Source organism: Amycolatopsis samaneae (assembly GCF_039541975.1).
GTDB classification, from domain to species: Bacteria; Actinomycetota; Actinomycetes; order Mycobacteriales; family Pseudonocardiaceae; genus Amycolatopsis; species Amycolatopsis samaneae.
The window spans coordinates 705575-724096 of record NZ_BAABHG010000004.1 but is presented as its reverse complement, the minus strand read 5'-3'; the positions used below and the strand labels follow the sequence as shown (position 1 = coordinate 724096).

The following is an 18522-nucleotide window of genomic DNA, read 5'->3' as shown; positions in this document are numbered from 1 at the left end:
CAACCCCAAACGGCGTCATTCCAGCATCGGGATGCACGCCCCGGTCACGTTTGAGGCCCTCCACACGCCACCCAACGTGACCGCCTGACCCCACACCCGCCGTGTCCGGCGAACAGGGGGAAGCTCAAGTTCGGCTCCGGTCGGCGTGTGGCCGCTGAGGCGTTGTGCTTTGTAGTGCGTCCACATGCGTTCTTCGGCGGTGTGCCCGGCTGACGGAAGGGCTGTTGGAGCGGGGAGGACGGTGAGGCGCGTGGCGTTGTGTGTCTCGGTGTCGGTCTCGTCGGCGCGGGGCGTACGGGCGGTGGTCTCGGTGCGGTGGCGTTTGAGGGCGCGGTTGAGGAGTTCGACGGCGAGCAGGAGGGCGAGCGGTGGGCAGGCGGCTACCGCGATGGAGAGCACGTTGAGTGTCGGGGCGGCGCCGATGTTGGCGCAGAGGGAGAGGGTGATGCCGAAGAGGAAGGCGAGCCAGGCCGCCCAGCGGCTGTTTCCGCCGTGGTGGGGTTTCCAGAGTTCGACGGTGGCGGTGGTGAGCAGGCCGTCGACGATCAGGGGCCAGATTGCTGCGGTGGCTTGGTCGGCGCCGAAGCGGAAGGCGAATTCGCGGCCGTGGCGGTAGGAGGCGTAGGCGGCTCCGAGTGCGACGAGTGCGGTGCAGGCGCACTGCACCCAGAGTGCGCGATCGTGCCGAGCCCGATCAACAGCGGGAACCAGGGGACTGACGACCCGGTCGGGTGGTGTGCTGGAGGCTGGCGAGGTCCGGCTGGGCGAGCTAGTGAATCGCGTGTCCGGGCGAGGTTCGCTTGCGCCGCGGTCCGGATGCGAGTGCTCGTCGGGTGGGCGGCATGCGGAGGTGGCGGTCGAGCGCTCGTGGTTCATCGGGCAGCACCGCCTCGGCCGTGGCGTCGGACGATCTCGACGGTGGCCGAAATTCGCAGCTCAGGGGCAAGTTTTCCGGGGTGGTTGGTGTTCGTACCAGGTCGGGGGTACGCGAGCGAAGCGAGCACCGTGTCTGCTGTAAAGCGCAGACACGGTGCTCGTTCGCGTTGTGCCTACCCGGGGGCCCAGCCCCCGGACCCCCAGGGTGCGGTGGGTGCCTGACCCAGCGTGGTTCCGCCGGTAGCCGGTCGACCGGCCTCTTCGCCTTCGCCGTGCAAGCGGATCTCGAGCTGCGTGGCCTCGAACAGCTGGTGAAGCAGTGGCTGTGGGGCCCGCGCCAGGTAGGCAACGCGCTGAGCAACTCGACTTCGTCGGTGTCGGGGCGGCCAGGCTCGGCGTTGTCCTGGTCGTCGAGGGCCGTGATGGCCGCCTTCGCGGCTGTCTTCTGCGTCTCCAGGTCGTTGTAGGTCTGCTTGAGCCCTTGGGTGAAGGGGTCGCCGGGCTCGCAGTCCTGGGCTTGTCGCAGGACCGACTGCCGGCGTCGTTCGACGTCGGCTATCCGGTTTTGGCGCCGTTCCCGTTCGGCTTGCCGTTCCTGGGCCGCTCGGTTGTCGACGGTGCCGAGGTCGGCGAGCAGGAGGTCACAGCGGTGGTGGCGTCTTCCCGGATCCGGATGCTGTTGGTGTGGCCAGCGTCGGCGCGGCTGCGGTGAGAGCCGGTGCCGGAGGGTTGGGGGACAGCTCGTCAGGTGCCGTCATTCTCGGGGCGGGGTGCGGCGCAGCATCCGCCGGGTGAGCGGCTGGCCGAGGAGCAGTCCGGTCAGCACCAGCGCGATGCCGAACAGTTGCTGCGTGGCGAGGGTGTCCCCGGCCAGGAGGGTGCCGAGCAGCACGCCGGTGACGGGGTTGAGCAGCCCGATGAGCCCTACCGACGCGGCGGGCAGGTGTTTGAGGCCGGTGAACCACGCGCTGAAGGCGAGGGCGGTGGCGACGACGGTGACGTATCCGAAGCCGAGCAGCATGTCTCCGTCGAGGGCCGGCGGGGCGCCTTCGACCACGATCGCCGGCGGGATCAGCAGGACGCTGCCCGCGATGAGCTGCCATGAGGTCGAAGCGAGGACGTCTACCTCGCCCGCCCATCGTTTCGCGAGGATGTAGCCGAGCGAGGACAGCGCCATCGCGCCCACGGAAGCGGCCACGCCGAGGGCGTCGACCTGTACCGCCGCGGTCAGCAGCATCAGGCAGGCGCCGGTGATACCGACGGCGGCGCCGGCCAGTGCCAGGACGGTGGGCCGCTCGGCGACGAGCAGCCAGGCCAGCAGCATCAGCACGACCGGCGAGGTGGCCATGATCATCGAGGCCAGGCTGGTCGGCAGCCGCTGCGCCGCGAGGTAGATCAGCGTGAAGAACGCGCTCGTGTTCAGCGCGCCGAGTATCAGCGACTTCCACCACCACGCCCCGCGCGGCAGGCGGCGGCGCACCGCGAGCAGCAGCAGACCGGCCGGGAGCGCGCGGATCACCGCCCCGTAGAGCGGCACGCCCGCCGGCAGATGCTCGTGGGTGACGAAGTAGTTGGTGCCCCAGGCGACCGGCGCGACGGCGGTGATCAGGATCCACCGCAGGGTACCTTCCATGGAAGCTACTGTAGCTTCCATGGAAGGTAGTATGGAAGGGTGACCGAACCGCTGGACCATGTCGCCCGGATCCAGGCCGAATGGGCACGCGAGCGCCCCGACCTCGACGTCAGCCCGCAAGGGGTGATAGGCCGCCTGCACCGGGTGGCCGCGCTGCTGACCGACCGGCTCTGCCTGGTCTATCACCGCCACGGGCTCGGCGAGGGCGAGTTCGACGTCCTCGCCGCGCTCCGCCGGGCGGGCGACCCCTTCGAACGGGCTCCCGGGGAATTGGCCGCCTTCACCATGGTCACCACCGGGGCCATGACCAAACGGCTCGACCGGCTCGAACGCGCCGGGCTGGTCACCCGGCGGCCCAGCACGACCGACGGGCGCGGCCGGGTGATCGCGCTGACCCCGGCGGGCCGCGAACTGATCGACGAGGCGTTCACCGACCACATGCGCAACGAGCGGCGCCTGCTGGACGATCTCACCCCGGCCGACGCCACCCGGCTGGAACACCTGCTCACCGAGTGGCTGGCCCGGCTCGAAGCGCCCCACCCGCCGCGCGCGCGGTAGGCGGGGTCAGGCTCGTGTCCTCCCGCGAAGCCGTGGAGGATTCCTTCCCCTGCCCGGATCCGTGCCGGGGAAGGAATCCTCCACGGGCTACGCCACGGGCGTGTAGTGGGAGGCGTCGCCCTCCAGTGACGTGCTGGACTCCCCGTCGATGCCGACCGGGATGTCCCCGGCGACGGTGACGCGGTTCAGCCGCCGTGGCAGGCTGTCGTAGTTGTCGATGGCGTAGTGCTGGGTGATGCGGTTGTCGAACAGCACCAGCTGGTTCGGTTCCCAGCGCACCCGCACGATGTTCTCCGGCCGCGTCACGTACGACTGCAGCAATCGCAGCAGATCGCGGGATTCGCCGGTCGAGAGCCCGACGATCCGCTGGGCGAACCCGCCGATGTACAGCCCGCGCTCACCGGTCACCGGATGCACGCGGACCACCGGGTGCACGGTCCGGTACTTCCTGGAGACGAACTGCGCCCGTCGCTCCTTCTCCCTGTCGTTCACGGTCTCCGGCGGCTTGACGTAGTCGTAGTCGTTGGTGTGCACCGCGCGGAGTGTGTCCGCGAGGGCCCGCAACGGCTCCGGCAGATCGCGGTACGCCGCGGCGGAGTTCGCGATCAGCGTCTCGCCTCCGTAGGGCGGCACGACGATGCTGCGCAGCGTGCTGGCCTTCGGCGGGTTCAGCACGAACGTGACGTCGGTGTGCCAGTTGTTGGCGCGGCCCTCCTCACTGTCGACCGGCAGCACGGTGGGCGCGCCGTCCACGGAGGGGACGGTCGGGTGTGCCTTCGTGAGCTCGCCGAAGTTGCGGGCGAAGCGTTGCTGGCCTTCGTCGTCGAGTTCGACGTTCCGGAACACCAGCGCCTTGTGCGCGTGCAGCGCGTCGGTCAGGAACGCCACCTGGGCGGCGTCGAGTTCGCCTGCCGGGTCGACGCCGACGATCTCGGCGCCGATCCTCCCGGTCAGCTTGCGGACGTCGGTGCTGAGGATGGTCATGCGGCGTGCTCCTTGACTCGGTTTCGGTTGACAGGCCGGGCGAGGCCGTAGTGCTCGCGAAGGGTGGTGCCGGTGTATTCGGCGCGGAAGAGCCCGCGCCTCCGCAGTTCCGGGACGACGAGGTCGACGAACTCGTCGAGCCCGCCGGGCAGGGTGGGCGGCATGACGTTGAAGCCGTCCGCCGCGCCACCGGTGAACCATTGCTCCAGTTCGTCGGCGATCCGCACCGGCGTCCCGGCGAAGACGCGGTGACCACGGCCCCCGGCGAGCCGTTCGAGCAGTTGCCGGATCGTCAGGTTCTCCCGCCGGGCCAGGCCGACGACGAGGGCGAGCCGGCTCTGCGCGCCTTCGGTGAACGACCCGACGTCGGGCAGCGGACCGTCCAGCGGGCAACCCGTGATGTCGTGGTCAAGCAGTTTCGAAAGCTGATGGAGCCCGTACTCCGGGGTGATCAGCGCGTTCAGCTCGGCCTCGCGGGCCCGCGCTTCCGCTGTGGTACGGCCGATGATCGGCGAGATTCCCGGCAGGATCTTGATCTCGTCCGGCGAACGGCCGTACTTCGCCAGTCTTCCCTTGACGTCGTCATAGAACGCCTTGCCCTCGGCGAAGGTCTGCTGCGCGGTGAACACCGCTTCGGCGTGCCGCGCCGCGTACTCCTTGCCGGTTTCCGACGAACCGGCCTGCACCAGCAGCGGGTGGCCCTGCACCGGTCGTTCGATGTTCAGCGGCCCGCGCACCCGGAAGTGCTCGCCCTCGTGCTCGATCGGCCTGATCCGGTCGGTATCGGCGTAGATCCCGCTCGCCCTGTCGAGCACCGCGGCGTCGTCGTCCCAGCTGTCCCAGAGTTTCTTGACGACGTCGACGAACTCGGTCGCCCGCGCGTAGCGCAGCTCGTGGCCCGGCCGGGTGCCGAGGTTGAAGTTGCGGGCCTCGTCCACTCCCGCCGAGGTGACGATGTTCCAGCCCGCCCTGCCGCCGGAAAGGTGATCGAGCGAGGCGAACTTCCGTGCCAGGTGGTACGGCTCGTTGTAGGTGGTGGACGCGGTCGCGATCAGTCCGATGTGGTCGGTCGTCGCGGCGAGCGCGGACAGCAGGGTCAACGGCTCGAAGTGACTGTGCGAGTTGTGTTTGACGTTGCTCCACAAGGCGACGCCGTCGGCGAGGAAGAGGGAGTCCAGCATGCCGCGCTCGGCGGTGCGCGCGATGTCGACGTAGTGCCGCAGCGTCCGCGCCCGGCGCGGATCCGTCGACGGGTGCCGCCAGGCGGCCTCGTGGTGTCCGTTCGGCATCACGAACGCGTTGAGGTGCAGCTGCCTGCTCACGGTTTCTCCTTACCGCGCCAAGTCGAGACTCGCCGCTCCAGTACGACGAAGCCCTGGTTGACGATCAGTCCGAGCACCGAGACGGCGATGATCCCGGCGTACATCTGGGGAATCTGGAAATTCACCTGCGTGGTGTTGATCAGGTAGCCGAGCCCGGCCTTCGCGCCGACCATCTCGGCGGCGATCAGCACCAGGACCGAATACGACGCCGCCATCCGCAGCCCGGTGAACACCGTCGGCACCGCCGAGGGCAGGATCACCTTCCGGAACAGCCGCGGGCTGGACAGCCCGAGCGAGCGCGCCGCCTTGACCAGCAACGGATCCACCGAGTTCACCCCGGCGATCGTGTTGAGCAGCACCGGCCACACACAGGCGTAGACGACCAGGCTCACCTTCGACAACTCGCCGATGCCCAGCAGCAGCGTGAACACCGGCAGCAGCGCCAGCGCGGCGGTGTTGCGCGCCAGCTCCAGCAGGGGCTGGAGGAACCGCGCGATCGGCCGGTACCAGCCGATCAGCAGGCCGAGCGGGACGGCGACGGCCACCGCGACGGCGAACCCGGCGGCGGAGCGGGCGATGCTCGCCACCAGGTGGTCGGCGAGCTGCCCGTCGAGCGCGAGGCCCCACAGGGCCCGCAGGTCCTCGGAAATCGGCGGCAGGAACGTCCGGGTGTCCTCGTCGAGGACGAACCGGGGGACGATCTCCCACAGTGCCAGGAAAAGCGCCACCGCGACCCAGCCCTGCGAGGCGCGGCCCACCAGGCGCTTCCGCCGCTTCGGTTCCGCTCTCGCCGGTATCCCGGCGCGGGCTGTCGGTGTGTCCAGTGTGGTGGTCATCGCACGGCACTCCGTTCGGTCTCGGCGGCCTTCTCGACCTCTTCGTGCAGCAGTTCCCAGAGCAGGTGCCGGTGCCTGCCGAAGGCGGGATCCGAACGCAGGTCACCGGCGCGATCGCCGAGGTCGATGTCGACGACCGCCTTGAGCCGCCCGGGGCGTGAGGTCAGCACGGCCACCCGCTGGCCCAGATACACCGCCTCGTCGATGCCGTGCGTGATGAAGACGACTGTCTTGCCGGTCCGGCGCCAGATCCGCAGCAGTTCGTCCTGCAACTGCTCACGGGTCTGTGCGTCGAGCGCGGCGAACGGCTCGTCCATCAGCAGCACGGCCGGGTCGTAGACGAGGCTGCGTGCGATGGCGACACGTTGCTTCATGCCGCCGGACAGCTCGTGCGGATACCGGTCCTCGAAGCCGGAAAGCCCTACCAGGTCAAGGTATTCACGCGCCCGCTCCGCTCGCTCACGCTTGCCGAGCGGCCCGCCTTCGAGGCCGAATTCGACGTTGGCCCGCGCGGTGCGCCACGGGAAGAGCGCGTACTGCTGGAACACCACGCCGCGGTCGAGGCCGGGACCGGTCACCGGTGCGCCGTCGATGAGCACCTCACCCGACGTCGGCGTCCCGAGGCCGCCGAGCAGGTCGAGCAGCGTCGACTTCCCCGAGCCGCTCGGCCCGACCAGGGCGAGGAACGTGCCGTCCGCGATGTCGAGGGTGACGTCGTCGAGCGCGGTCAGCGCGCCGAAGGTCTTCGTCACCGCGCGGATGCCGATCTTGGCGGGCGCGGTCATTTCCCGGCCGCCGGGGTCGCGCCGTCACGGTACGGGTTGAACTCGTTGGTGTAGATCTTCGCCGGGTCGAGGGTGTCGCCCTTGATGAAACCCTGCTGGCGCAGCCAGGGCGTCCAGAGCGTGTAGTCCTTGTCGGTGATCAAGCCGCCATGGGTGATGGCGACGCTCTTCCAGTACTTCAGGGTGCTGGTGTCCTCGTTGCGGCCCCGCGACTGGATGATCTTGGTGAACCGCGCGACGACCTCCTCGCGTGGCGTGGTGCGTTCCCACTCGATCGCGCGGGCCACCGCGGAGACGAAGGTCTTCGTCGTCTCCGGGTTCTTCTTGATGAAGTCCTTGCGCAGCACATACGACCCGCCGTTGTACGGGCCGAACGCTTCGACGTCGCTGAACAACGAGCGGACACCGCCGCCGGCGACCGCGTGGTCCTGCAGGATCCCCTGCAGCGCGGCGACGTCGAGCTGTCCGTTGCGCAGTGCCTGTTCGGCGTTGACCGGCGGGATGACGACCAGCTGCACCTGCTTGATCTCGGCGTCGGACAGGCCTTGTTGCTTGAGCCAGGTGTCCAGGACGGCTTCGAGGTTCGCGCCGACGGTGTTGACGCCCACCTTCCTGCCGATCAGATCGCGGGCGGTACGGATCGGACTGTCCTGTCTGGTGTAGAAGCCGAGGAAGGTCTTGTCGTCCGAGCCGTAGTAGTTGACCACCGCCCTGACCGGAGCGCCCGCGTCGATGAGCTTGGCGATGGCACCGGAGAAGGCGCCGCCGAAGTCGGTCTGGTCGGTGGCGGCGGACTGGATGTCCTGCGGGCCGCTGATCGTGTTGCCCACCCATTTCAGTTTGACCTTGCCGAAGTAGCCCAGATCCTCGGCGAGTTCGGCGAGGTTGACCGCGTTCGCGCCGCCCTGGTAGCGCAGTTCGAGCTGCTCGGGCTGGCCGGGGGTGCCGGTGGCCGTACCCGACGCGCACCCGGACAGCACCGAGCCGGTGAGAAGCACGGCGGCGAGCGCGGAGCCGGTGGTTTTCGGCGACCGGGATTTTCGGAGTGTCTTGTACACGGCGGTGCTCTTTCGGTTCGGGTATGCGACGGCCGGCGCGGAGACCGCGCCACTGGTGGGGATACGCACAATTCTTCGGCGCCGCCGCGCCCAGGGTCAATTTTGCGAGTTTCTGAAATAACCCGGACGATTCACGAAACGCGCGACAACCGCGTCAGCAATGGACCCAGCGGGTCCGCGAAGAGGACGTCCAACATCACAGCGCCGCCCGCGGTCGCCAGCTCCTGCCCGGGAAAGCTCGTCGCCACAACGGCTTCCTCGACGTTCACGCAAGCGCGGGAACGGATCCGGACCTCTTCCCGGATGGCGGGAAGACAGTCCGGCAGCTGCGCTACACTCTGGTCGACGAGGACGAGAACCTCCGGATTGAGCACGTCGATCAGCAATGCCGCGGCCTGCCCCACGAGCCGGGCGCGGTCAAGGAACATACGCCGCGCGGTGGCGTCGCCGGTTTTGGCGAGCGCGAGTAATTGCGGGAACGACGCGCGCGGGAGCAATCCCGTTTCGGCGCCTCGGCGCGCCAGCGTTTGTTCCGAAACGGCCGCTTCGAGGCAGCCGGTGCGCCCGCATCGGCACGGCTCGGTACTCCCGTCGACCGGCAGGTGCGCCACCGCGCCCGCTGCCGAACGCGGACCGTGGTGCACGGTGTCCCCGGTCGCGAACGCGGCGTCGACCACATTGCCGGTGAACAGCTGGACCACGCTTTCCCGGGCCCGACGGCTCCCGAGCAACCGTTCCGCGCGCACGAGCGCCCGCGCGTGGCCGTCGACCTCGACGGCGAGCCCGGTGCAGGACGCCAGCAGCGCGCGGGCGGGTACGTTCCGCCAGCCCAGCATCGCGTGCTCGACGACCGTGCCGGACTCACGATCCACCCAGCCGCCGGTAGCCACGCCGAGGCCGAGCGGCACCCGGTCCGGCGCGTGCCCCAGCAGCAGATCGTCGAGGATCTCCGCAGTCCGGGCGAGCAGCTCCTCCGCGCCGAGCCCGTCATGAGGTTCTTCGTGCTGTACAAGGACATTGCCGCGCAGGTCGAGTAGCGCGACCGTGGCGTGGTGTACGGCGAGGTGCACACCGCACACGACATGCCGCTCGGTGTCGAGGTCGACCGGGACGTGGGGGCGGCCTGGCCCTTTTGGGCCGATCTCCTCCGGCAGCTCACGCAGCAGCCCGTGCCGGGCCAGCTCGGCGGTGTGCCCGGTGACCGCGGCGGCGGACAGGCCGGTGTGCCGGGCGATGGTGCGCCGAGCGATCGGGCCGTGGTCGAGCACCGCGCGCAGGACCGCGCTCGCGCTGGCACCGCGCCGGGGTCCGCGCGATTGTGTCCTTTGTGGATCATCAGCCCCCGCTCGCTGGGAGGTCATGAACCGATCGTGACAGACCCCCGGCCCTGGCTCCCCTCAGCCCACCATGTGGGCACCCAGCCCGTGGCCGGATACGCTGAACCCGGTCGCGGCGATCGAGAATCGAGCACGCCTCCGGCTGCCCCGGCACGGCGCGGGAACACGCGCGCGGGTCAACAACAACCGGCCAACCGACCCACGCCCAGGCCGACACGTGCTCTCGGTGGATCACCGGCCGCCGGGAACGTGGTCAGGCGGTCCGGTCGTCGGGAAGGGATCGGGTTTGCCTGGTCCGGCGTGCGGTCAGGGCTGGTTCAGGGCTCGTTCGATCGCGCGGCGGGCCCGTCCCGCGGCCGCCTGGTCGTGTTGGAGTTGCATGGCCGCGTTCAGTGCCAGCCCGGCGGCGATGATCTCGAACAGCGCCTGGTCGACGTCGAACCCGGCGGGCAGCTCGCCGTGCTCCACCGCCGCGGTCAGGTCCGCCCGCAGCCGTTCCCGCCAGCGCGACCACACCTCGGCCACCGCGTCGCGGACCGGGCCCGGCCGGCCGTCGTACTCGGTGAGCGCCGCGGTCATCAGGCAGCCGCCGGGCAGCAGCGGCGCCTCCAGGTACCCCACCGAGTTCGCGCACACCGCGCGCAGCCGCCGCAGCCCGGGTGGCTCGGCCAGCGCGGGTTCGACCACCCGGTGCCAGAAGTCGACGAACGCCTTGTCCAATGTGGAGATCTGGAGTGTCTCCTTGGTGCCGAAGTGCTTGTGCACCCCGGACTTGCTCATCTCCAGCTCGTCGGCGAGCCGGCCGATGGTGATGCCGTCCAGCCCCTCCTCGGAGGCGATCTCGGCAGCACGGTCGAGGATCCGGCCCCGGGTGGCCCGCGCCTCGGCCGCTGAACGTCGCGGTGACATGTGACAAGAATAGCGTACGCACGTTCGCTATTGATTTAGCGAACGTGCGTACGCTAACTTTCGTCGCGACCACCGGCGACGAAGGAGAACGAGATGCGGACGCGACGACTGGGCTGGGCCGGACTGGAAATCGAGGCGGGCGGCGAGCGGCTGGTGATCGACTACGTGCGGGACCTGTCACCGTTGTTCACCGGCTGGCAGGCCGGCGAGGGGCTGACGGCGCCGAGCGGGCCGGTCACCGCCGCGCTGCTCACCCACCTGCACCGCGACCACACCGACGCGGCCGCCCTCGCCGACGTGCTGACGCCGGGAGCGCCGGTGCTCCGCCCGGCACCCGGCCACGGCGACGACGTGGACAACGTGACGACGCTGCCCGCCGAGCGCGAACTGACCCGGCACCGGTTGACCACCGAGATCGTGGACCCCTGGTCCACCCACGAGACCGGACCCTTCCGCGTCACCGCGATCCCCGCCGTCGACGGACTGGGCGACCCGCAGCTGAACTGGGTGGTGCGGGCCGACGGGCAGCGGATCTTCCACGGCGGCGACACCATGTTCCACGGCTACTGGTGGCTCATCGCGCGCCGGTTCGGCCCGTTCGACGCGGTGTTCCTGCCCGCCAACGGCGCGGTGGTCGACGCCCCGCACCTACAGCCGCCGAGCCCACTGCCCGCCGCGATGGACCCGAAGCAGGCCGCCGCAGCCGCGGAAATCCTCGACGCCCGATACGCCGTACCGATGCACTACGAAGCGGACCAACCGGACAAGGTCCCGGGCTACGTCGAAGTCACCGACCTGGAAACCGAGTTCCACACGCACGCCGGAGCACGCGCACACGTCCTACCCGTCGGGGAATGGCTCGACCTCGCCGCCTGACCGGAAATCTCGTGTGCCCACCAACAGCTCAGGATCAGGGAAAGGAATTGTCATGAGTACAGAGAGCAGGGTCGTCGCGGTCACTGGCGGCGGTACGGGCATCGGCGCGGCGGTGGCGCGCCGGTACGCGGCCGAGGGCGCGAAGGTGGTGGTTCTCGGGCGGCGTCGTGAGCTGCTGGAGAAGGTGGCGGCCGAGACCGGGGCGCACGTCATCACCTGTGACGCGAGTGTGACCGCGGACGCGGAGAGGGCGGTCGCGGAGATCGTCGGCCGGTTCGGGCGGCTGGACGTGGTGGTCGCGAACGCGGGCGGGCACGGGCTGTCGTCGGTGGTCGACACCGGTGACGAGGAGTGGGAGCTGGCGTTGCGTTCGAACCTGTCGAGCGCGTTCGTGTTTTGCCGGGCATCGTTGCCCTCGCTGGTGGAGTCCGGGGGACAGGTGGTGATCGTGTCCTCGCTGGCCGGGCTGTTCGCCGGTCCCAACGTCGCGGGGTACACCGTGGCGAAGCACGCGCTGATCGGCCTGACGCGGTCGATCGCCCGGGACTACGGTCCGCGCGGTGTCCGGGCGAACGCGGTCTGCCCTGGCTGGGTCCGTACCCCGATGGCCGATGGCGAGATGGACCAGTTCGCCGAGGCGGCCGGGTTCACCGGCGGGCGTGAAGAGGGCTACCGCCGGGCGACCGCCGAGGTTCCGCTCCGACGCCCGGCCGAACCGGACGAGATCGCTTCCATCGTCCGTTTCCTCGGCTCGCCGGAATCGTCGTACATCACCGGTGCGGTACTGGTCGCCGATGGCGGGGCGCATGCGGTCGACCTGCCCACGCTGGCCTTCGAACGCGCCGGCATGGGCTCGTGACGACCGGGCCCTGATCCGCCGCGGTCATGCGCCCCAATGTGGCGTTCGGTGCGTTGGACGCACCGAACGCCACATTGGGTGCGTTGGACGCACCCAATGCCACATTCGGGCGTTGGGCTCGCGACGTCGAGTTTCTCCGTTCAGGTGGCCTTCGGGAACGGCATCCGCCGCGGTAGGCGGAGCACCTCACGGCACCGCGCAACCCCGGACCGCGCGTCTAGCCAGCAGGTACTGGCCCGCTTCACCGGCGCGGACGACGCCGCACGCCTGGACGCGCTGCCCGAAGGGATGATCAGGCACGCATTGCTGGCGGCCGGACCGCGGTCACGGGAGGCTGCACGGGCCGCGATCGCCAAGACAGCCGATCCGCCCGGCAAGGACGGCTTTCCACGAGTGCAAGGAGAAAACCATGGTTCCCGACAGGCTCGTGCTCGAGGTCACCGATGCCGAACTCGGCGAGCTGCGAGCGCGGCTGGCCGCCACGCGATGGCCGGCTCCGTGGCCGGTGACCGGCTGGTCGGCGGGAACCGATCCCGGGGAGTTGCGGCGACTGGTCGCCTACTGGGCAGCGGGCTACGACTGGCGTGCTCACGAAGCCGCCATCAACGCCCTGCCCCACCACGTCGCCGACCTCGCCGGGACACCGGTGCACTACCTGCGTTTCGACGGCGAGACTCCGGACGCCCTGCCGATCGTGCTGACCAACGGGTGGCCCAGCTCGTTCCTGGAGCTGACCGACCTCGCCCAGCGACTGGCCACCCCGTCCAGGCACGGTGGTCGCGCGGCGGACTCGTTCACCGTCATCGTCCCGTCGCTGCCAGGATTCGCTTTCTCCCCGCAACGGCCTTCGCTCACGGATCCCTTGCAGACCCACGAACTGTGGCACTTGCTCATGCGGGAGGAACTGGGGCTCGCCCGGTATGGGGCACACGGCACAGACCTGGGCGCGGGCATCACCTCCCGGCTGGCCGAAGCCCATCCCGACGCCCTGGTGGGTATCCACCTGGCGGCCGTCGCCAGTCCGGTCGCCTACGACGAGCAGAGCATCACCGCGCAGGAGCGCGCCTATCTCGACTCGGTGGCGACCTGGTCGGCGAAGGAAGGCGCGTATCAGCACCAGCAGAGCACCCGGCCGGTCACCTTGAGCTACGGTCTGGCCGACTCACCGGCCGGGCTGCTCGCATGGATGATCGAGAAGTACCGTGCCTGGAGCGACTGCGGAGGTGACCTGTCCTCGCGGTTCAGCGACGACTTCCTGCTGACACAGGCGTCGCTCTACTGGTTCACCAACACCATTTCGACCTCGTTCCGGCCATACTACGAGTACAGCGAGAACCTGACGCGCAGAGTCGAGCGGATCGAGGTCCCCACCGCCGTCGCGCTGTTTCCGGCCGACCTCACGCTACCGCCACGCGGCTGGGCCGAGCGCACCTACAACGTCACGAGGTACACGGAGATGCCCCGCGGCGGTCACTTCCCCGCACACGAAGAACCCGAGCTGCTCGCTCACGACCTCACCGAATTCTTCCGGCCGCTGCGGTGAGCACCGGAGCGTCGAGCCGGGTGGGCCAGTGCACGGTCACCGATCACTTCAGCGCGTGAGTGGGACAGCGATCCGGCCGGGGAACCGCGGGTTCTCCGCTTCGTCGAGCATCGCGGCGGCAACGGTGTCCCGGCTCACCATGAGGCGGAAGATGTTTTTGGGGGAGGCATCGAGCCCGACGCCACCGCCGACCGGGCGCCCGCGGTCAGCACGCCCGGCTTTGTCCCCTTGGGTACACCCAGTCCGGAGAGCACCAGTTCGTTGCCTTCGAGCGCCGAGTCGATCTCGTCGGTGTGGAACACGTCCGCGACGATCTTGGCCAGGCCCGGGGTGTCCGGAATGGTGATCCGGTCCGGATCGCGGGCGATGGCCCGGACGATGTGGCCGCGTTCGAGTGCCTGCCGAGGGAGGGCGGTCTCGACGTATGCCGTGGTCGTCGTGATCTCCGGGTGTGCGGGGCGAGGTGAGTGTCGCCGCGCATCGGCACGCGGTGCGGGACCGCGTGCCGAGCCGGTCGGAGGTGGGGTTCAGTCGTCGGCGCGGAGTTCGGCGTTGAGGCGCTGGGCTTCGTGGAGTTGGTTTTCGAGGACGACGATGCGGCAGGCGGCGTCGATGGCGGTGCCCTGGTCGACCAGTTCCCGTACCCGGGTGGCCAGCCGCAACTGGTGCCGGGTGTAGCGGCGGTGCCCGCCGGCGGAGCGTTGCGGGGTGATCAGGCCGGCCTCGTCGAGGCTGCGCAGGAATCCTTGGCTGGTACCGAGCATGTCGGCGGCCCGGCCCATGGTGTAGGCGGGGTAGTGCTCGTCGTCGAACTTGTCGGCTCCGCTGGGCGTAGCCGGTCCTTCTTGGTCAGGGGTCATTCCACCTCCACATCACGAAGGACCCCGGGTGCCGTGTACGGCACCCGGGGTCCTCAGGGGTTGGGTCTCATCATTGCCAACCGGCGTAGCCGCCGGCTTCCTGCACCCGCGTCCGGCGGAAAGCCGGACCTTGCGGGGATCGCTCATTCGTAACCGAGCACCACCTCCGAACTCGATGGGACTGCGGCACCCGCGCGGCGCTGTCCGGCCGCCGCGGGCGATCCAATGATGTTCCCGTTCCCTTCTCTCCTGTGTTTTCCACTTACTGGGTACTGCCACTTCGGGTACTGCTACTTCACCTGCTGCGAGCGTCACCGCCGGGAACCCTTCCACTGATCGGTCCCAGCACGCTGACGCCGCTGGTCACTGCCCAGAGCCTCGTTCACTGATCGGCTCCGGCCACCTGACCGTCGTGTCTCACCTCGCGGGTAGTTACGTCATCTCCCGCGCCTGCTTGACGTTGTCTCTCTCGGTACGAGGAGAAGACTACACGCACCCGTCGTTGAATGTCTACTCCGGTCAGCATAGATTTTGTGTGGCGTGTCGGACGGATATGCAGTGGAAGGGACACACGGCCATGAGCGACGAGGTCACCCGGGATCCGCTCGATGAGCGGTACGGCCTGGTCAGGGTGCGTGACCTGGGCGAGTACGCCGATGCCCTGTCGCGGTTGCTGGAGCGGGGACGGCGGGAGCGGTGCCTCGTTGTGCCGGCGCCGTTCGAGTCGCGCGCCGGGCCAGGCCGACCGCGCAGATCGCGGCGAGGGTGAACACCGCGGCCTCGTAGGTCATCGCGTGCCACAGCGCGTCGCCGGAGTTCCCGGAAGGGGCCGAGTAGGCGATGCCGGCGAGCGCGACGCCCAGTGTCCCGCCCAGTTGCTGCGCCGTCGGGAGCAGGCCGGAGACCGAGGTGGCGGCCTCGGGTCGGACCTTGGCGATGATCTGGGTGAACGCCGAAGCGGTGAACACGCCGAAACCGGCGCCGCCAAGGCACAGCGCGAGCCAGTACACCCACAACAGGTCGTGGCCGTCGATGGCGACCGGGACGACGAGCGACACGAATCCCATGGTGAGGGAGGACGCCGCGAGAGCCAAGGGGCCGAAACGCTTGCCCAGACTGTTCGCGATCCCGCTTCCGGCCAGCGCACCGAGAGCATACGGAGTGATGCCGAGTCCGGTCTGAAGCGGACTCCAGCCCTGAACGCCCTGCAGGTGCATCGACAGGAGCAGGGTGAAGGACGGCACGCCCGCGTTGAAGACCAGGACGATGCCGAGCCCCCACCTGGTCGCTGGTTCGGCCAATGCGGATCGATGGATGAGCGGATCGGCGGCGCTGCGCTGGGAAACCGCGAATCCGGTCAGCAGCAGCACTGCCAGCGCCAGGCTCGCCCACGTCCACAGTGGCCACCCCGCATCCCGTCCCATCGTCAGGGGAAGCACCAGCAGCGCGAAGCCCGCCAGGCTCAGGCTCGCTCCGACCGGATCGAGGCGTTTCGCCTCTCGTTCGCCGCGGACGGGCGGCAGGGCGGGCGAGACGACAAGCGCGGCGATCCCGACGGGCACCGTCAACAGCATGGCCGCTCGCCAGCCCAGGCCCAGCGGGTTCAGCTGGATCAGCACGCCGCCGAGCACCGGACCCGCGAGCGAGGCCGCCGCCATGGTCGCTCCGAAGGCGCTCAACGCGGCTGGCCTGCGGTGCGGGGGAACCGCCGACTGGATGATCGACAGGATCTGCGGTGCCATGAGCCCGCTGCCGAAACCCTGCAGCAGGCGGCCGGCGATCAGGACCCAAGCTGTGGGTGCCGCGGCCGCGCCGATCGAGGCGGCGGTGAACAACGCCATCCCGGCGACGAACATCCGCCGGTGGCCGTACCGGTCGCCCAGCCGTGCGGACACGATCAGCGAGCAGGCGTAGGTGAGGGTGTAGCCGGCGAGAACCAGCTCGCCCGTACCCGCGCCGGCGCCGAGGTCCCGCCGCATGTCGACCACGCCTACCTGCATGACCGTCACGCTGAACAGCTGGACGAAGGTGCCGGACAGGATGATCGGCAGGAGGAGCCGTCTTGCCGTGGCCGGTGAACGAAGGAGTGTCATCGGGTCAGCCGCTGCAACGCGATCGTGGCGAGCATCGTTGCCAGTTGCGCGGGCCGGGTCACGAACGGCGAGTGGCCGCCCGGCAGGGACCGCACCTGGAACGGCTGGTCCGGTGCCACTCGATCAGCTTCGGCGATCATCAGGTCCTGTGTCGCGGGCGGCAATGCGAGGTCGTCGGTCAACCGGATGTAGGTGCGCGGAAGCCGCCCCCAGCGTTCGGGCGAGAGCGGAACCGGCGTGGTGAAGCTCGAGAGCGGGAGATCCGGGTGCAGGAACTGCCGCCAGGAATCCGAGCTGTCCGCGGGCAGGTCGTCGAGGAAGGCCCGGCGGATCACGGCGGTCACGGCCGAGTCGGGCGAGAGCGGGTTGATCCGGATCGCGCCGAGTTTCTCCGGATCGCCGACCGGTGGCACCTGGACGGCGCCGGCGTTCTCCTCGGCGCCGATGTAGTCGGCGAACCGGGGCCGTCCCGCGGGCACGGACGCGGAGAGGTAGACGATCCGGTCGATGAGCTCGGGTGCCTGCTCCGCGGCGGCCGACGCCGGGGAACCTCCGGCGCTGTGCGCGACCAGGACCACGTTGCGGTATCGCGTGCGGGCGGCGGCCAGCGCATCGAGCACGACATCCGTGGTGTCCTGCATCGTGACGTCGTGCAGCGCCGACTTCTCGCTGTCGAGACCGGGCTGGCCAGGCTGGAAGTACCCGGTCGGGACCGGGGCGTCGAGCCCGGCCCCCGGCAGGTCGACGGCGACGCCGGCCAGGCCGTGGCGTGCGAGGAAACGCTGCGTCGACGCCCAGTGCAGCGCGGAGTGCCAGGCGCCGTGCACCAGCAGGACGACGGTCTCGGACGAGGAGGGACGGTTCACGCGGACCCCTGGGAAGTCGTGGTCATTGACGTCACCAGGTCACACCACGGATCCCACGTCATCTACCGCGATATCTGACGAGCGCCTTCGTGATACTTCGGACGTATCATCGCTGCGTGGAAGCTCGTCATCTTCGCTATGCCCTGGCGCTCGCCGAGCATCAGCACTTCGGCCGCGCAGCCGCGTCGCTCGGCATCGCCCAGCCGCCGCTTTCGACCCAGATCGCCGCACTCGAACGGGAGGTCGGCGAGCGGCTGTTCGACCGCACGACGCGCGGCGTTTTCCCCACCGCGGCCGGAACGGCCTTCCTCGCCAGGGCGCGCAGCGCGCTCGCCGAGATGAGCCTTGCCCGGGTCGACGCTGGCCGGGCGGCGCGCGGGGAGACCGGGCGGCTGCGGATCGGGTTCATCGGATCCGCGCTGCTCGACCCGCTGCCGGGAGTGATCGGCCGCTTCCGCCGAGCCCATCCGGAGGTCCGGCTCACGATGCAGGAACTGGACAGTCCCGCCGCGTCGGCCGCCCTGCTCGCCGGCGAGCTGGACGTCGCGGTGGTGCGGGGCAGCCTTCGCGGCCGCGGTGCGGAGGATCTGGTCGTCGTGCCCATCGGCGCGGACCACCTGGTGGCCGCGGTCTCCACGGCGCATCCCTTCGCCGGGAGCCCGTCCGTCACCGTCGAACAACTGGCCCGGCAGCCGCTCGTGGTCAGCGCGGACGCGGCCGGTTCGTACCTGAGGTCGCTGTTCGAGGCGGATCCGACCGTACTCGACGGCGCCGCGAAAGCGCGCGACATCCACACGATCGCCGGACTCGCCGCATGCTCCGCCGGGGTCGGGCTCGGGCCTGACCGGATGCGGCTCGTCGCCCGCGACGACATCTGGTTCTGCGACGTGGAGCCCCGGTTCCGGTTGCCTGATCTGCGAATGTCGTTCCGGGCGACCGACTCCTCGCCGGTTCTCGCGGCATTTCTTTCGGTGGTAAGGCAGAACTGCCCCGACGTCGGCACCCGGCTCGACGAACTCCTCGCCCGGCACCCGGCTGCCGTCGAGCGGCGACCGCCGCTCGACGTGTCCTGACCGGTGCGTCCGACGCGCCGGCGAGCGCCACCGCTACGGCAACGAATCCGTTGA

19 protein-coding genes are annotated in these 18522 nt (G+C 69.7%); 6 read left to right on the top strand and 13 right to left on the bottom strand.

Features of this window, described 5'->3' with window-relative positions:
- Positions 1 to 15: 15 nt before the first annotated feature.
- Positions 16 to 666 carry a DUF2637 domain-containing protein gene (locus ABD987_RS13550; RefSeq protein ID WP_345391574.1) on the bottom strand — a complete coding sequence of 217 codons (651 nt, stop codon included), beginning with the start codon at positions 664 to 666 and terminating at the stop codon, positions 16 to 18.
- 691 nt (positions 667 to 1357) lie between these two features.
- On the opposite strand from ABD987_RS13550, the gene ABD987_RS13545 reads away from it, so the two are divergent.
- Positions 1358 to 1588 (top strand): hypothetical protein, encoded by a 231-nt coding sequence (locus tag ABD987_RS13545; protein WP_345391571.1) that lies wholly within the window; start codon positions 1358 to 1360, stop codon positions 1586 to 1588.
- 42 nt (positions 1589 to 1630) lie between these two features.
- Here the strand turns inward: ABD987_RS13545 and ABD987_RS13540 are convergent, their stop codons facing one another.
- Positions 1631 to 2509, bottom strand: a complete 879-nt coding sequence (locus ABD987_RS13540) for a DMT family transporter (RefSeq protein WP_345391568.1) — start codon at positions 2507 to 2509, stop codon at positions 1631 to 1633.
- 39 nt (positions 2510 to 2548) lie between these two features.
- Here ABD987_RS13540 and ABD987_RS13535 point away from each other — a divergent pair, with 39 nt between their 5' ends.
- A complete protein-coding gene (locus tag ABD987_RS13535; protein ID WP_345391565.1) occupies positions 2549 to 3067 on the top strand; it encodes a MarR family winged helix-turn-helix transcriptional regulator in 519 nt (172 codons plus the stop codon).
- 87 nt (positions 3068 to 3154) lie between these two features.
- Here the strand turns inward: ABD987_RS13535 and ABD987_RS13530 are convergent, their stop codons facing one another.
- The 7 genes from ABD987_RS13530 to ABD987_RS13500 all read right to left on the bottom strand — a co-directional run bounded on the left by ABD987_RS13530 (position 3155) and on the right by ABD987_RS13500 (position 10298).
- The gene (locus tag ABD987_RS13530) at positions 3155 to 4051 is read right to left on the bottom strand and encodes a TauD/TfdA dioxygenase family protein (RefSeq protein ID WP_345391562.1); all 897 of its coding nucleotides are present in this window, start codon (positions 4049 to 4051) and stop codon (positions 3155 to 3157) included.
- Entirely contained in the window at positions 4048 to 5373 is a 1326-nt protein-coding gene (locus ABD987_RS13525) for an LLM class flavin-dependent oxidoreductase (RefSeq protein WP_345391559.1), read from the bottom strand. Before ABD987_RS13525 ends, ABD987_RS13530 begins: the two co-directional genes overlap by 4 nt.
- Entirely contained in the window at positions 5370 to 6209 is an 840-nt protein-coding gene (locus ABD987_RS13520; protein WP_345391556.1) for an ABC transporter permease, read from the bottom strand. The genes ABD987_RS13525 and ABD987_RS13520 overlap by 4 nt, the downstream gene beginning before the upstream one ends.
- Positions 6206 to 6994, bottom strand: coding sequence for an ABC transporter ATP-binding protein (locus tag ABD987_RS13515; protein ID WP_345391553.1), 789 nt, complete (start codon positions 6992 to 6994; stop codon positions 6206 to 6208). Before ABD987_RS13515 ends, ABD987_RS13520 begins: the two co-directional genes overlap by 4 nt.
- Entirely contained in the window at positions 6991 to 8052 is a 1062-nt protein-coding gene (locus tag ABD987_RS13510; protein ID WP_378214389.1) for an ABC transporter substrate-binding protein, read from the bottom strand. Before ABD987_RS13510 ends, ABD987_RS13515 begins: the two co-directional genes overlap by 4 nt.
- Before the next feature lie 131 nt (positions 8053 to 8183).
- Positions 8184 to 9413 (bottom strand): ROK family transcriptional regulator, encoded by a 1230-nt coding sequence (locus tag ABD987_RS13505; RefSeq protein WP_345391550.1) that lies wholly within the window; start codon positions 9411 to 9413, stop codon positions 8184 to 8186.
- Between the two features lie 282 nt (positions 9414 to 9695).
- A complete protein-coding gene (locus tag ABD987_RS13500; protein ID WP_345391547.1) occupies positions 9696 to 10298 on the bottom strand; it encodes a TetR/AcrR family transcriptional regulator in 603 nt (200 codons plus the stop codon).
- Between the two features lie 93 nt (positions 10299 to 10391).
- On the opposite strand from ABD987_RS13500, the gene ABD987_RS13495 reads away from it, so the two are divergent.
- From ABD987_RS13495 to ABD987_RS13485, 3 genes are all read left to right on the top strand, one after another.
- A complete protein-coding gene (locus ABD987_RS13495; protein WP_345391544.1) occupies positions 10392 to 11174 on the top strand; it encodes an MBL fold metallo-hydrolase in 783 nt (260 codons plus the stop codon).
- 52 nt (positions 11175 to 11226) lie between these two features.
- Positions 11227 to 12033 carry an SDR family NAD(P)-dependent oxidoreductase gene (locus ABD987_RS13490; RefSeq protein ID WP_345391542.1) on the top strand — a complete coding sequence of 269 codons (807 nt, stop codon included), beginning with the start codon at positions 11227 to 11229 and terminating at the stop codon, positions 12031 to 12033.
- 409 nt (positions 12034 to 12442) lie between these two features.
- On the top strand, positions 12443 to 13576 hold the full coding sequence (locus ABD987_RS13485; protein ID WP_345391540.1) for an epoxide hydrolase family protein: 1134 nt from the start codon (positions 12443 to 12445) through the stop codon (positions 13574 to 13576).
- Positions 13577 to 13710: 134 nt separating this feature from the next.
- Here ABD987_RS13485 and ABD987_RS13480 read toward each other — a convergent pair whose 3' ends face one another.
- From ABD987_RS13480 to ABD987_RS13465, 4 genes are all read right to left on the bottom strand, one after another.
- Positions 13711 to 13923 (bottom strand): Rossmann-fold NAD(P)-binding domain-containing protein, encoded by a 213-nt coding sequence (locus tag ABD987_RS13480; RefSeq protein ID WP_345391616.1) that lies wholly within the window; start codon positions 13921 to 13923, stop codon positions 13711 to 13713.
- Positions 13924 to 14103: 180 nt separating this feature from the next.
- Positions 14104 to 14436 carry a MerR family transcriptional regulator gene (locus ABD987_RS13475; protein ID WP_345391537.1) on the bottom strand — a complete coding sequence of 111 codons (333 nt, stop codon included), beginning with the start codon at positions 14434 to 14436 and terminating at the stop codon, positions 14104 to 14106.
- Between the two features lie 626 nt (positions 14437 to 15062).
- The gene (locus ABD987_RS13470; RefSeq protein WP_345391534.1) at positions 15063 to 16529 is read right to left on the bottom strand and encodes an MFS transporter; all 1467 of its coding nucleotides are present in this window, start codon (positions 16527 to 16529) and stop codon (positions 15063 to 15065) included.
- Positions 16526 to 17395 (bottom strand): alpha/beta fold hydrolase, encoded by an 870-nt coding sequence (locus ABD987_RS13465; RefSeq protein ID WP_345391531.1) that lies wholly within the window; start codon positions 17393 to 17395, stop codon positions 16526 to 16528. The genes ABD987_RS13470 and ABD987_RS13465 overlap by 4 nt, the downstream gene beginning before the upstream one ends.
- 116 nt (positions 17396 to 17511) lie before the next feature.
- Between ABD987_RS13465 and ABD987_RS13460 the strand changes: the two genes are divergently transcribed.
- Entirely contained in the window at positions 17512 to 18468 is a 957-nt protein-coding gene (locus tag ABD987_RS13460) for a LysR family transcriptional regulator (RefSeq protein ID WP_345391528.1), read from the top strand.
- Positions 18469 to 18522 lie beyond the last annotated feature (54 nt).